General features: G+C 34.1%; 10 protein-coding genes. 5 read left to right on the top strand and 5 right to left on the bottom strand.

Translation table 11 applies throughout. The features are described from left to right. The first annotated feature begins 23 nt into the window (after positions 1 to 23). Entirely contained in the window at positions 24 to 2,102 is a 2,079-nt protein-coding gene (locus tag CLV00_RS05225; protein WP_099714141.1) for a tetratricopeptide repeat-containing sensor histidine kinase, read from the top strand. A 21-nt stretch (positions 2,103 to 2,123) separates the two neighbouring features. Continuing rightward, positions 2,124 to 2,810 (top strand): response regulator, encoded by a 687-nt coding sequence (locus CLV00_RS05230; RefSeq protein ID WP_099714142.1) that lies wholly within the window; start codon positions 2,124 to 2,126, stop codon positions 2,808 to 2,810. A 60-nt stretch (positions 2,811 to 2,870) separates the two neighbouring features. Here the strand turns inward: CLV00_RS05230 and thiL are convergent, their stop codons facing one another. After that, positions 2,871 to 3,917: a thiamine-phosphate kinase gene (thiL, locus tag CLV00_RS05235; RefSeq protein ID WP_099714143.1), complete on the bottom strand. Its 1,047-nt coding sequence runs from the start codon at positions 3,915 to 3,917 to the stop codon at positions 2,871 to 2,873. 108 nt (positions 3,918 to 4,025) lie between these two features. On the opposite strand from thiL, the gene CLV00_RS05240 reads away from it, so the two are divergent. Next, positions 4,026 to 4,958: a 1-phosphofructokinase family hexose kinase gene (locus CLV00_RS05240; protein ID WP_099714144.1), complete on the top strand. Its 933-nt coding sequence runs from the start codon at positions 4,026 to 4,028 to the stop codon at positions 4,956 to 4,958. A gap of 71 nt (positions 4,959 to 5,029) precedes the next feature. On the opposite strand, the gene lepA is transcribed toward CLV00_RS05240, so the two are convergent. Further along, a complete protein-coding gene (lepA, locus tag CLV00_RS05245) occupies positions 5,030 to 6,826 on the bottom strand; it encodes a translation elongation factor 4 (RefSeq protein ID WP_099714145.1) in 1,797 nt (598 codons plus the stop codon). Between the two features lie 295 nt (positions 6,827 to 7,121). On the opposite strand from lepA, the gene dusB reads away from it, so the two are divergent. Next, complete coding sequence (dusB, locus tag CLV00_RS05250) at positions 7,122 to 8,114, top strand: tRNA dihydrouridine synthase DusB (protein WP_099714146.1); 993 nt, start codon at positions 7,122 to 7,124, stop codon at positions 8,112 to 8,114. A gap of 38 nt (positions 8,115 to 8,152) precedes the next feature. Here dusB and CLV00_RS05255 read toward each other — a convergent pair whose 3' ends face one another. The 3 genes from CLV00_RS05255 to rbfA form a co-directional block, all read right to left on the bottom strand. Then, positions 8,153 to 9,580, bottom strand: coding sequence for an MATE family efflux transporter (locus tag CLV00_RS05255; protein ID WP_099714147.1), 1,428 nt, complete (start codon positions 9,578 to 9,580; stop codon positions 8,153 to 8,155). A gap of 165 nt (positions 9,581 to 9,745) precedes the next feature. Further along, on the bottom strand, positions 9,746 to 10,945 hold the full coding sequence (locus tag CLV00_RS05260; protein ID WP_099714148.1) for an ABC transporter permease: 1,200 nt from the start codon (positions 10,943 to 10,945) through the stop codon (positions 9,746 to 9,748). A gap of 3 nt (positions 10,946 to 10,948) precedes the next feature. Next, positions 10,949 to 11,341: a 30S ribosome-binding factor RbfA gene (rbfA, locus tag CLV00_RS05265; protein WP_099714149.1), complete on the bottom strand. Its 393-nt coding sequence runs from the start codon at positions 11,339 to 11,341 to the stop codon at positions 10,949 to 10,951. Between the two features lie 241 nt (positions 11,342 to 11,582). Between rbfA and CLV00_RS05270 the strand changes: the two genes are divergently transcribed. Beyond that, entirely contained in the window at positions 11,583 to 14,774 is a 3,192-nt protein-coding gene (locus CLV00_RS05270) for an exodeoxyribonuclease V subunit beta (RefSeq protein ID WP_099714150.1), read from the top strand. Positions 14,775 to 14,804 lie beyond the last annotated feature (30 nt).

Raw genomic sequence — 14,804 nt, forward strand, 5'->3', positions numbered from 1 at the left:
ATAAAAAAAAAGGTTGTCATTTTATGACAGCCTTTTTTTATGTCAATAGTTTTAGTATTTTTGGTAAAAATGAACTATTGAAATTTTTTCGTAACATATTTTTATTAATACTGTTTCCCTTTTTTAGTTGTACTAACAGAGATGGTTTAAATCCAGCTGATAATTCATCTGAAGATAGTCTTTCTATTTATCTAACTTTAGCTAATGATTTTAATTTGCCTAAAATGGAAAGGCAAAAGTATAACCAAAAGGCATTTTTAATTATTAGTGATAAACCCAACGATTCAATAAATAGAGCTAATCTTTTCAAAATAGCTAATCGCTATTATAATATGGATAATTGGGAAGATTACAAAAAAACAGTGAAAGTAGTTTTAGAAAGATCAAAAACTATAAACGACACAGTAAATATTTTAAAATCTTTCATCTATTTAGGTGATTATTATGGGGCGCAAGGAGAATCAGATACCGCTTTTATGTATTATTTTAAAGCTGAAAAGATTTATTTAAATCGACAAGATAATTATAATCTAGCTAGAACTCGCTTGAATAAGGCATTACTGAAGTATAATGAAAGTGATTTTTTAGGGACAGAAATAGAAGTTTTTAAAGCTTTAAGCGCTATAAAGGGTGAAAAAGCTAATGATTTAATATATGAATCTTATAATCTTTTAGGATTAATATATAATGAGCAGGGTGATTATGATAAAGCAATTGGTTATCAAAATAAGGCATTGGCTAGTATAGATAATAAAGTTATCCCATTAGTGTTTCAGTCAAAAGCTACGTCATTAAATAATATAGGGTTTGTTTATCAGAATTTGAATAAACATAAAGAAGCAAAAGCATATTTTATTCAAGGCTTAGAACAAAAGGACTTAATTACCGACAAACCTTCTTTATATGCTATATTGTTAGATAATTTGGCATATTCAAAATTTAAATTGAAAGAATCTGAGGGACTTCCTGAGTTGTTTTATAAATCACTTAAAATAAGAGATAGTTTACAGTTGACCGCAGGTGTAATTTTGAATAAAATTCATTTATCGGAATATTTTGCTTCCAAAAAAGATACCGTACAGGCAATCCGTTATTCAGATGAAGCATTAATGCTATCTCGTAAAACTAAAAATTATAGAAATGTTTTAGGAGCTCTAAAGCAATTAGCAGCTATAGAACCCAAAAAAGCATCATCTTATACGAAGGAGTATATTCATATAAATGATAGTCTCCAAAAGGTAGAGCGAAAAATTAGGGATAAATTCACCCGCATTGAATATGAAACAGATGAAATAAAGAGTGAGAATACAAGTTTAACAACCCAAAATAGGAATTTAGTTTTTATCTTCAGTGGATTAGCAATGTTAGGGTTGTTTACTTTTGTAATCAAAACTCAAAAAGCAAAAAATAGAGAGTTGTTATTCAAACAACAGCAGCAAAAAGCAAATGAGGAAATCTATAATTTAATGATTTCACAACAGAATACTATTGAAGGGATTAGAATTAAGGAGAAAAAAAGAGTCGCTCGTGAATTACACGATGGAGTTTTAGGAAGGATGTTTGGTGTTCGAATTAACTTAGACAGCTTAAATAAAATTGATGATGGAACTGCTGTTGAAAAAAGAAATAACTACTTAACAGAGTTGAAAAGTATTGAGCAGGATATTCGTGAAATTTCTCATGATTTAAATAGAGAAAAATCAGAATTAATTAATAACTTCGTTGCTATTGTTGACAATTTGTTTGAGGATCAAAAAAAGACATTTAAATCAAAATTAGTTTCAATTATTGATTCAGGTATTAAATGGGAATTAGTAAGTAATTCAGTCAAAATTAATTTATATCGAATTCTTCAGGAAGTACTTCAAAATGTCAATAAATATGCTATAGCAGATAATATTAAAATTGAACTTAAAAAAGAAGAAGATCATCTGATTTTAATGATGAGTGATGATGGAGTCGGTTTCAATGTTAAGACAGCTAAAAAAGGAATTGGCTTGCAAAATATACTTTTTCGAACTAATGAATGTGACGGAGTTGTTGATATAAAATCAAAAAAAGGAGAAGGCACAATTATAACAATTACAGTCCCAATAGAATAAATATAAAAAACTTATACAGAAATGATAATTGACCAATCAACAAAAAAAAATAATATATTAATCGTTGATGACCACCCTTTTATTATAGAAGGATACAAAAATGCAATTACTAGATATAATCCTGATGAGTTTGAGTTTTTCATAACACAAGCTAAAGACTGTGAATCGGCTTATGGTATTATTACAAATCCTGATGCTTTGTTGTTTGACATTGCCTTTTTAGATATTAGTATGCCTCCTTATGAAGAAAAAAATATTTATTCAGGGGAGGATTTGGCAAGATTAATATCGGAATTTATGCCAAACTGTAAAATAATTTTGCTTACAATGTATACAGAATTATTAAAAATAAAAACCATCATCAAAACTATAAATCCTAATGGATTGGTCATAAAAAATGATTTAACATTTGATGAATTACTTTTCGCTTTTGATAAAGTTATAAAAAATGAAAAATATTATAGTCAGTCTGTTCTAAAAATGTTATCTCAATCGGAAGAAGATAGTATAGAAATTGATCAATTTGACAAAGAAATTTTATTTCATATTTCAAAGGGAACGAAACTGAGTGATATCCCGCAATATATTCCAATTTCATTAGGAGCAATTGAGAGGCGAAAAATAAAATTAAAAGAATTATTAAAAATAGAAGAAGGTAGTGATATCGACTTAGTCCGAGAAGCTAAAAGCAAAGGATTACTTTTTTAATTTCTTAAACAAAAAAACGACACTTAATTGGTGTCGTTTTTTGTTTTATTTAAAGAAATTTTATTGTGTCAAAGCATCCCAGCCACGGGCTTTTAAAGCAATTTTTGTGTTAGCTCGAGTTACTAAATGAATGCCTTCACTTTCTTGTGTCATGTGACCAATAATAGTGAAATTTGGATTTGCTTTGATTTTTTCAAAATCTTCCATGGCAATAGTGAAGAGTAACTCGTAATCTTCTCCGCCATTTATGGCAACCGTTGTACTGTCAATATTAAATTCTTCACAAACATTAATAAATGTTGGATCGATTGGTAATTTGTCCTCATATAAATTACAACCCACTTTAGACTGCTTGCATAAATGCATAATTTCCGATGACAATCCATCTGAAATATCAATCATTGAAGTTGGTTTTATTTCTAAAGCGTGTAATAAAGTGCGGACATCTTTGCGTGCTTCCGGCTTCAATTGACGTTCAATTAAATAGGTATACGCGTCTAAATCTGGTTGTGAATTTGGGTTCACCTGAAAAACTTGCTTTTCTCTTTCTAAAACTTGCAATCCCATATAAGCAGCTCCAATATCGCCAGTAACCACTAATAAATCAGTTTGTTTAGCGCCATTTCTATACACGATTTCCTCTTCATCAGCTTCTCCAATAGCAGTTATACTGATGATTAATCCTTTTTGTGATGAGGTAGTGTCGCCACCTATAACATCTACATTATATTCACGCGCTGCATGCGTAATTCCTGCAAATAATTCATCTAATGCTTCCAAAGGAAAACGATTTGATACAGCAACAGAAACCGTGATTTGCGTTGGTTTGGCATTCATGGCACAAATGTCAGAAACATTGACTACGACTGCTTTATAGCCTAAATGTTTTAAGGGCATGTAAGCCAAATCAAAATGTACGCCTTCAATCAACAAATCTGTAGAAACAACTACTTTTTTATCTTTGAAATCCAAAACGGCAGCATCGTCCCCAATTCCTTTTAAAGTCGAAGGTTGGTTGATTTCAAAGTTTTTTGTCAAATGGTCTATCAATCCAAATTCTCCTAATTGAGCAATACTTGTTCGTTGTGGGTTTTTATCTTCAATCATTATTTTAATTGTTTTTGAGGTTGCAAATATACGAAGAAATATTCGCCTTGATTTGTACCAATTTTTATGAATTTTATCCGACCTTTAGAGTAGTAAAATTTGTGAAAGATGAAATCATTTGATATAGTTACGCTTACAGTTAATCCTGCTTTAGATAAAAGCACGCATTTTAAAGGCTTAGTCCCGGAACAAAAAATACGATGTGATGAACCACGTTATGATGCGGGAGGAGGAGGAATCAATGTTTCTAAGGCAATCTCCCGTCTAGGAGGGTCATCTTTAGCGGTATTTACTTCAGGTGGACCAATGGGTAAAATGCTTGAGGAATTGGTTAGTAAAGAATCTGTTGAATTTAAAGCAATCGAAGTCAAAACTTGGACAAGAGAAAGTTTTGTCGCTGTGGATGATAATACCAATTCACAATACCGATTTGGATTTACAGGCGGAAAAATTTCAGAAGAAGAAAGCAAAAGAATATTAGAAACCATAGCTAATTTTGATCTAAAATTTCTAGTAGCCAGTGGAAGTTTGAATGACGGTTTGTCAATAGATTTTTATCAAAAAATTGCTGAAATAGCCAAAAAATCAAATGCTAAGTTAATTGTGGATACCTCTGGTGAATCATTAAAAAAAGCATTAGAAATTGGTGTTTATATGATCAAACCCAATGTTGGAGAATTGGCAAAATTAATAGGTGTGGAACGATTGGAACTGGAGGAGGTAAACGAAGCCGCAAAACAAATCATTGCAAAAGGCGGAGCCGAAATCGTAGTTGTTTCACTTGGTCCGCAAGGCGCAGTTTTGGTTACCAAAGACTCCTATGATTTTGTACCAGCTCCCAACGTTGCCAAAAAAAGCACAGTAGGTGCCGGTGACAGTATGGTAGGCGGAATGGTTTGGGCGCTTTCGCAAAATAAAAGCCTGAAAGAAGTTATTCGTTGGGGCGTTGCCTGTGGATCGGCAGCAACAATGAATGAAGGAACCCAATTGTTTAAGTCCGAAGATGCAGAACGATTGTTCGAATGGTTGAAGAATAAATAAAAACAAAAAAACCTGACAATTTTTACATCGTCAGGTTTTCTCTTTATTCTTTCTTCTATTCTCTAAAAAAATTAATCATTCAACTTCAAAACAGCCATAAACGCTTCTTGTGGAATCTCAACATTTCCAACTAGTCTCATACGTTTTTTACCCTTTTTCTGTTTTTCCAATAATTTACGTTTACGCGAAATATCTCCACCGTAACATTTTGCGGTAACGTCTTTACGCAAAGCTTTTATCGTTTCACGAGAGATTACTTTTACCCCAATTGCTGCTTGTACAGGAATATCAAATTGCTGACGTGGTATTAATTCTTTCAACTTCTCACACATTTTTTTTCCAATAGAATACGCATTGTCGGCATGCATTAAGGATGACAAAGCATCAACAATCGTCGCGTTCAATAAGATATCCACTTTAACCAAATTAGAAGTTCGCATTCCAATAGGCGTATAATCAAAGGAAGCATATCCTTTAGAAACTGTTTTCAAACGGTCGTAAAAATCAAATACAATCTCGGCCAACGGCATGTCAAAAGTCAACTCTACACGTTCTGTAGTCAAATATGTTTGATTGGTAATCAATCCACGTTTTTCGATACACAAACTCATTACATTTCCAACATAATCAGATTTAGTAATGATTGTTGCTTTGATAAAAGGTTCTTCAACATGGTCTAAACGAGAAGGCTCCGGCAAGTCCGAAGGATTGTTTACGATAAGCGGTGTTGTAGGATCTTTTTTGGTGTAAGCCAAATACGAAACGTTTGGAACTGTAGTGATTACAGTCATGTTGAATTCTCTCTCCAAACGTTCTTGAATGATTTCCATGTGTAACATTCCTAAAAATCCGCAACGGAAACCAAATCCCAAAGCTGCTGAACTTTCCGGTAAAAACACTAATGATGCATCATTCAACTGCAGTTTTTCCATAGAGTTTCTCAACTCTTCGTAATCTTCAGTATCCACAGGATAAATTCCCGCAAAAACCATTGGTTTCACATCTTCAAAACCAGTAATTATATTTGTAGTCGGGTTTTTCGCATCTGTTAGCGTATCACCTACTTTTACTTCTTTCGCTTCTTTAATTCCAGAAATTAAATACCCAACATCACCAGCTGAAATTACTTGTTTCGGAACTTGATTTAGTTTCAAGGTACCAATTTCGTCTGCAAAATATTCGTTTCCGGTAGCCATGAATTTTATCTTCTGACCTTTTTTAATCTGTCCATTTTTCACACGAAAAATAACTTCGATTCCTCGAAACGGATTGTAGTGCGAGTCAAAAATCAACGCTTGTAAAGGCTCGTCAACATTTCCTGATGGAGGAGGAATTCTTTCAATAATGGCTGCCAAAATATTTTCTACACCCAAACCAGTTTTACCTGATGCATGAATAATTTCCTCTAATTTGCATCCCAATAAGTCCACTATATCATCGCTTACTTCTTCAGGATTGGCACTTGGTAAATCTACTTTATTCAAAACAGGAATAATTTCCAAGTCATTTTCAAGAGCCAAATATAAATTCGAAATCGTTTGTGCCTGGATACTTTGCGCTGCATCTACAATCAAAAGCGCGCCTTCACAAGCTGCAATCGAACGAGAAACTTCATACGAAAAATCCACGTGTCCCGGAGTATCAATCAAATTCAGGATGTATTCTTGTCCTTTATATGTGTATTCCATCTGAATCGCGTGACTCTTAATCGTAATCCCACGTTCACGTTCCAAGTCCATGTTGTCAAGCAATTGCGCCTTTTCTTCACGAGCGGTAACAGTTTGTGTTGCGCCAAGTAATCGGTCAGCAAGCGTACTTTTTCCGTGATCAATATGTGCAATAATGCAAAAATTCCTAATATGTTTCATGTTCTAAATAATATCAAATTTATTTGGGTTTACCCTGAATTTATTTCAGGGCGTGACCACAAGGGTCGGGCTTTTCGCTACAATCTTTTCCTTTTTAAAGAAAAAAGGAAAAGGATTTTCACTGCTATCCCTCACGCAATCGCCAAACAGCGACAATTAATCTGCAAATATAAGCTAAATTCAACAGTTTCAAAGTCCCGAATTCGCAAACTAATCGGTTTAATACTAAGTCTTTCTTCTTTCTTCTTTTATCCTTTCATCTAAAAAACGTAATTTTGCACCAAAATAAATGAAGATGGTCAAGATTGGCAACATAATATTACCCGAATTCCCTTTACTTCTCGCGCCTATGGAAGATGTGAGCGATCCGCCTTTCCGCAGATTGTGTAAAGCTCATGGTGCCGATTTGATGTATTCGGAATTTATTTCTTCCGAAGGATTAATTCGTGACGCCATCAAAAGCCGAATGAAATTAGACATCTTCGATTACGAACGCCCTGTAGGAATCCAAATTTTTGGTGGTGACGAAGAAGCAATGGCCATGTCCTCCAAAATTGTTTCCGCAGTAAACCCAGATTTAATAGATATTAATTTTGGTTGTCCCGTTAAGAAAGTCGTTTGCAAAGGCGCTGGTGCCGGTGTTTTGAAAGATGTAGATTTAATGATTCGTTTGACTCAGGCTGTTATAGATAGTACCCATTTGCCGGTTACGGTAAAAACGCGTTTAGGTTGGGACGATAATTCCATTAATATTGATGAGGTTGCTGAGCGTTTGCAAGACATTGGCGTAGCCGCTTTAAGCATCCACGCCAGAACCCGTGCCCAAATGTATAAAGGTCATTCCGACTGGTCGCACATTGCCCGAGTAAAAAACAATCCTAGAATCACAATGCCAATTTTTGGAAACGGCGATATCGATTCTCCGGAAAAAGCATTACAATACAAAAATGAATATGGCATTGACGGAATCATGATTGGTCGTGCAGCTATTGGTTACCCTTGGATTTTTAATGAAATCAAACATTACTTCAAAACTGGAGAACATTTGCCAAAACCCACCGTTGTCGATAGAGTTGAAGCGGTGCGCAACCACCTCACTTGGGCAATGGAATGGAAAGGAGAAAGACTAGGAATTGTTGAAACGCGTCCTCATTACACCAATTATTTTAAAGGAATTCATTCTTTTAAACCCTACAAACAAAAATTAGTAACGCTGGATCGTCCTGAAGAATTATTTGCTGCTTTGAATGAGATTGAAGAGGCATATGCAGGATACGAGGTTGTTTAAAATAAAAAAGGGCTTAACAATTTGTTAAGCCCTTTTTGTTATACTTCTATACGTTTCCACTTCCCCCTTTTGTAAAGAACGATACTTGCTAAAGTAATTGCGGTTTCGGCTATAGGAATCGCTATAAAAACACCTGTTGGTCCCATTTTATAATATTTGGATAATAAATAAGCCAATGGAATTTGGAACAACCAGAATCCGAAAAAATTAATCATTGTTGGAGTCCAGGTATCACCGGCTCCATTGAATGTATTAATTAACACCATTCCTATTCCATAAAAAACATATCCCAAACACATGGTTTGTAATGCTTCAACGGCAATCTTTTGAATAATAAGATCATTTGTAAAAAATGAAATCAGGGAACTGGCAAAAAACAATGTGATAACTGTAATAATTGCCATAAAAATTACATTGTATTTTGCGGTCGTAAAAACGGATTTTTCGGCACGTTCAATTTTTTTGGCACCTAAATTTTGACCCACCAAAGTTGCAGCAGCATTACTTAATCCCCAAGCAGGAAGAATAAAAAACATCATGATGCGCAATGCCGTTTGATATCCCGCCGAACCATGATCTCCACCCGTTGTGGCGACTAATTGAGCCAAAAATATCCAACTGCAGGAAGCAATTACAAATTGTAATACTCCAGGAGCAGCGATTTTTACCAATGCTTTTATTTGTTCCAAATCTGGAATGAAATAAGAAGGTATAATTTTCAATATTCCCCTGCCATTAAATAAATGATACAATTGGTACAAAACACCAATACTTCTGCCTATAGTTGTTGCCATTGCTGCACCCATTAATCCAAAAGCAGGAATAGGTCCAAATCCATTAATTAATATGGGACATAAAATAATGTTGCAAATATTAGCCAACCAAAGACTTTTCATGGCAATGGCAGCATTTCCTGCACCACGGAATATTCCGTTAATAAGAAATAAAAGCATGATGCATAAACTTCCGCCCATCATAATTCGAGTGAAGTTTAGCCCATATTCAGCAGCTTCAATAGAGGCTCCCATAAATAACAAAATATCTTTGGCATAAATAAAACCAAAAATGCTGATTATTGTGTTGATAACAAATGCAATAATAATGGCTTGCATTCCGGATTTTGCAGCAGCAACAGGATCTTTTTCGCCAATTCTACGAGCAACAACCGCAGTAGCAGCCATACTAATTCCGATAGCAATAGAATAAACAATCGTGATTACCGATTCGGTTAAACCAACCGCTTGAATAGCATAACTGCTTTGCTCTAAATGACCAACAAAATATAAATCGACTAAAGCAAAAACGGATTCCATAAGCATTTCCAATACCATCGGAATGGCTAGAAGAATTACTCCTTTTTTGATGCTTCCAGACGTGTAATCAAAAGATTCATCTCCTTTGATAGCTTGTTTTAATGTTGCAAAAATTCGAGAAAATAAGTTTTTTTCTATTGTTGTTTCTGTCATGATAAATTAGGATTAATAAGATGAAAAGTCCAGACGTATTAGCTGGACCTAAAAGTAAATAAAGTGGCCCTAATTATTTAGAAATAAAGAAGGACTAGACAGAAACTATCATAGCGTTTAGATTTTAAGAAAGGTAAATGTAAATATTCTTTTTAATTAAAAAAATTAATCCAACAACTTCTTGCTCACGCGACTACTTGCAATTAAGGAAGCAATAAAGCCTAGTGCAACGATAGTTCCCATGACGATTAGTACGTTTTCGAGAGAAAAAATTACTGGATACGCCAGTGTAGGAGTAATCATGACCAACTGAAAATATTCTTGTAATAACACAATAATAATTCCTAAAACCAAGCCAATAATTCCGCCGAAAACACTCAATAAAGTGCCTTGAAGCAGGAATATTTTTCGTAAATCCTTGATTTCGGTTCCAAGATTAAAAAGGGTTTTTAGGTTTCCTTTTTTGTCTAAAATCATCATAATTAACGCGCCAATCAAGTTAAAAAGTGCCACAACTATCACCAAAGTAAAGATTAAATACACGGCAATATTTTCGGTATTCAACATTTTATAGAGCGATTCGTTGAGTTGCGCCCTGTTTTTTACGGTGATTTTATTGTTGAAAATAGTTTGAAGTTGTTCTGTAATTACACTTTCGTCAGCATCGGTTTTTGTCTTGATTTCAATCCCGGAAACCTGATTGGTTTTGTATTCCAATAATTCCTGCGCTAAACCTAAATCAGCAAAAACATATTTCGAATCTAAATCTTCGCTAATGGCATAAATCCCAACAGGAATTAGATCCGTTTTGTTAAAAGCTTCTTCTGGATTTTCGATAGCGCCTTTTCCTGGCTTTGGAACTAAAACTTCTAATTGACGATTAAAATCCAGTAATCCCATGGAGAATTTTTGGGAAATTCCGTAGCCCACAACCACTTGATACGTATTTGGTTTCAACCATTGTCCATTGAAAAGTTTTGTTTCTATGGCATTTACTTTACTGAAATTAGAATCAACACCTTTCAAGTAGGTAACTTCCTGTTTTCCGTCAAAAGTGAATAAAACACGCTCTTCAATAATTTTAGTATACGAAACCAAACCGTCAATTTTCTTGATTTGGCTTTCTTGATTTGGAGAAATCAAAAAGGATTTTCCCAGAGTACTGCTTATTTTTAGGTCGGGGTCAATCTCATTCGTAAACGAAAGACTAAAAACTTTCAACCCGCTAAAAACAGATAAAACCACAAACAAAGCCATTGCGCCAACAATAATTCCCATGCTGGCAATGCGATTGATAATATTGATAGCATTATTTTTACTATTGCTACGAATGTAGCGTTTGGCTATGTAAAGGGGGAAATTCAAATTTTATTGAAATCTGCGTTTGTCCAAAAGATCTCTGTTTTCGATAGGATTATCTCTGTTGGCTAAGGCGTTGTCAATTTTTTCAATGTAATCCAAAGAGTCGTCAATAAAGAAAACCAAATTTGGAACTTTTCTTAATTGTAAGCGAACACGTTGTGATAAATCATGCTTAATGTTTTTAGCATTGGACTTCACCGCCTCTAAAATCTCTTTTGCTTTGTCCTGAGGGAAAACGCTTAAATGCACTGTCGCTACTGATAAATCTGTAGTCACAGTAACCTTGGATACCGAAATGATTAAATTAGCCAATCCGTTTTTTCTCACTTCACCTTGCAGAATATCAACCAAATCTTTTTGGATAACCCCACCTATTTTTTTCTGTCTATTTGTTTCCATGCTGCAAAAATACTACTTTTAAGTTTTATCCCGAAGTTTCGGGGCAAATTTTAAAAGTAACCTATTAATACGTGTATTTTTAGAAGCTATTTCCTGCTGTTCACTATATCTTTTTATAAAGTGAAGAAAAATCACCTTATAAAAAGGATGCCGTTTCCATCAGGGCTAGGAGATATGAGAAATTAGGACGCTAATTCTAAATCAGAAATCTAAAATCGTTAATCAGAAATCTAAAATCTTAATGCAAAGACCTTCATTCTCCATATACGACGCATCGGCAGGCTCCGGAAAAACCTATGCGCTTGTCAAAGAATACCTAAAAATTATCCTTGTCGCGCCAAAAAATGATGCCTACCGAAACATTCTCGCCATTACGTTTACCAACAAAGCGGTTCACGAAATGAAAAGCCGAATCGTAGGCAGTTTATCCGAATTTGCTAAAGACGAACCCAGCGAGAAAGCGCAGAATTTAATGCAGGATTTGGTGAATGGAAAACGAAAAGAAAATAATCCTGAAGAATGGAGCGAAGAACCAATAGGACTTTCGATTATTGAAATCAAAACGAAATCCCAACAAATCATTAAGCACATTATTCATAATTATGCCGCTTTTGATATTTCGACCATTGATAAATTTACGCATAAAGTGATTCGGGCTTTTGCGCATGATTTGAATTTGCCCATGACTTTTGAAGTCACTTTGGATACCGAAAATTTATTGATAGAAGCCGTCGATGCTATTATTGCTCAAGCTGGAGAAGATGAAACATTAACAAAATTGTTAATTGATTTCACGATGGAAAAAACCGATGATGATAAATCTTGGGATATTTCTCGGGAAATTCTCGAAACGGGTCGATTGGTTTTAAACGAAAATAACAGAAACGAAATCACCCATTTTCAAGATAAATCCATCACTGAATTTGTCGAAATAAAAAACAAACTTTCCGAAGCCTGCAAACACTTAGAAAAGCAAACTATTATTTTTGCAGAAGAAGCGCTAACGGTAATTGATAAAAACGGAATTGATGTAAAATCTTTTTCCAGAGGGACTTTTCCAAATCATATTACTAGTATTCAACAAGGGAAATTCAATCCCAAGAATAAAACTTTTCATGAGTTTGATGATATTGCAATCAATAAAACGGCAAAAGATCGAGCGATTATTGAAAATCTTATTCCTGAATTTTTGTTAATTCTTACTAAAGTTTACACAGCTTTCGAAAAGATAAATTTCTATAAAGCGTTCCTGAAAAACATTACGCCATTATCATTACTAAATACCGTAAGTAATGAATTAACCAAAATTCAGGAAGAGCAAAATGTACTTTCTATTTCAGAATTTAATGCGATTATCCATCGCGAAATTCAAAATCAGCCGGCACCTTTTATATATGAACGATTGGGCGAGCGCTACCGTCATTTTTTTATTGATGAATTTCAGGATACTTCCGAAATGCAATGGCAAAACCTGATTCCGCTGATTGATAATGCGCTTTCGGGTCAGGATGATTTTGGAGTAAAAGGAACTTTGATGATTGTTGGCGATCCAAAACAATCTATTTACAGATGGCGTGGCGGGAAAGCAGAACAATTTATCGAGTTGAGTAAAGACCAAAATCCGTTCAATAACCCAGACAAAAGACTCGAACATTTAGATAAAAATTACCGCTCTTATTCACAAATAATCGAATTTAACAATGATTTTTTCAAATTGATTTCGAACGAATTCGAACATTTGGATTATAAAGATTTGTATGAAAATCACAGTCATCAAAAAACGAATGACAAAACCGGTGGATACGTAAATATTTCTTTCATTCCAAAAGTAGAAACTTCGGAAGATGAAGAAACGTTGGACAAAACCGATTTGTATGTTTTAGCGACATTAAATACGATTCAAAAAGTACTGCAACAAGGCTTTCAATACAAAGATATTGTGATTCTTACTCGGAAACGAAGTCAAGGAATTGCGATTGCGAATTATTTGACCGAGCAACGGATTCCACTTTTGTCATCGGAAACTTTGATGATTCAAAATGCCACCGAAGTTCGATTGATTATTCATTTATTGAAATACCTGAAAAACAGTTCTGATTTGGAATCCAAAGCAAATTTTCTTCAATATTTAGCGCAGAACAGTCAGGATAAATTACCTATTCATGATTTTATCGCTCAAGGAATGGCGTTGTTTCAAGAAGCTGATTTCGAAAATTGGTTGATGAGTTTCGATGTTTCGCTTTCGTTTCAAAACATTAGAAAAAAATCATTGTATGAAGCGGTGGAGACAATAATAACAAAGTTCCTGAACCCAAAAATTAGTAATGCCTACGTTCAATATTTCCTGGATATTGTTCTGGAGCGAGATATTCGCAATCAAGCAGGAATTTCGGATTTCTTGAATTTCTGGGATAAAAATGCGGAGAAATTCAGTATTCCGTCTCCAGAAGGTACTAATGCAGTTCGGATTATGACGATTCATAAATCGAAAGGATTGGAATTTCCGGTTGTTATTTTTCCTTTTGCAGAAGAAGATTATAGTCTAAAGCCAAAAGATAAATTATGGCTCAACGCGGAGGAACAAGATTTTGGTTTGCCAAAAGTATTGATTGACAATAGTAAAGCGGTGGAAGGATTTGGAGTCGAAGCTGCGGAGGTTTATAATCAAAAAAAGCAGGAAGAATTATTAGATAACATCAATGTTTTATACGTTGCTTTGACAAGAGCTGAGGAGCAATTATATGTGATTTCGAATATGAATTTATCCAGTAAAGGAGAAATTCCAAAAAATAATATGTGTAGTTTTTTTATTAATTATTTGGATAATAAAGTTGGGTTTGATGAAAATAAATTGGAATATGAATTTGGAAATCCAGCGAAATTATCTTCAGTAAAACAACACATCGACACTTCAAAAACGATTCCTTTGGTTTCTGAAATTCTGAATCCAAAGAATATAAAAATTGCGCAACGAGAAGCATTAATGTGGGGAACGCATCAGCAGGAAGCTATAGAATACGGAAATGTGATTCATGAGATTTTATCTTTTGTCAAAACGAAAAATGATGTTGATTTGGCAATTACAAAGTCTATTGAAAATGGATTGATCACTTTTGCTCAAAAAGAAATAGTTTTTAATACGATTCAAGAAATTGTCAATCACAGTGAATTAGGAATTTGTTTTGCCGAAGGAAATGAAGTTTTGAATGAACAAACTATTATTCAAAAAGAAGGTAAAACCATTAAACCGGACCGAATGGTTTTAACAAAAAACAAAGAAGTGTTATTGCTGGATTATAAAACAGGAACACATAATGTGAAATACCAACAGCAATTGGAAAATTATCAAACAGCAATTGAGTTAATGGGATATAAAGTGATAAAAAAAGCACTTATATATATAGGAAAAGAAATCGATGTAGTAAATTTGTAGCTTGAGATATTTATAAACATAAAACGAATT

Source organism: Flavobacterium sp. 11, assembly GCF_002754315.1.
GTDB classification, from domain to species: Bacteria; Bacteroidota; Bacteroidia; order Flavobacteriales; family Flavobacteriaceae; genus Flavobacterium; species Flavobacterium algoritolerans.

Coding starts and splice junctions, on each gene's coding strand:
- CLV00_RS05225 (WP_099714141.1), top strand. CDS start 24: ATGACAGCCTTTTTTTATGTCAATAGTTTTAGTATTTTTGGTAAAAAT.
- CLV00_RS05230 (WP_099714142.1), top strand. CDS start 2,124: ATGATAATTGACCAATCAACAAAAAAAAATAATATATTAATCGTTGAT.
- thiL (WP_099714143.1), bottom strand. CDS start 3,917: ATGATTGAAGATAAAAACCCACAACGAACAAGTATTGCTCAATTAGGA.
- CLV00_RS05240 (WP_099714144.1), top strand. CDS start 4,026: ATGAAATCATTTGATATAGTTACGCTTACAGTTAATCCTGCTTTAGAT.
- lepA (WP_099714145.1), bottom strand. CDS start 6,826: ATGAAACATATTAGGAATTTTTGCATTATTGCACATATTGATCACGGA.
- dusB (WP_099714146.1), top strand. CDS start 7,122: ATGGTCAAGATTGGCAACATAATATTACCCGAATTCCCTTTACTTCTC.
- CLV00_RS05255 (WP_099714147.1), bottom strand. CDS start 9,580: ATGACAGAAACAACAATAGAAAAAAACTTATTTTCTCGAATTTTTGCA.
- rbfA (WP_099714149.1), bottom strand. CDS start 11,341: ATGGAAACAAATAGACAGAAAAAAATAGGTGGGGTTATCCAAAAAGAT.
- CLV00_RS05270 (WP_099714150.1), top strand. CDS start 11,583: ATGCAAAGACCTTCATTCTCCATATACGACGCATCGGCAGGCTCCGGA.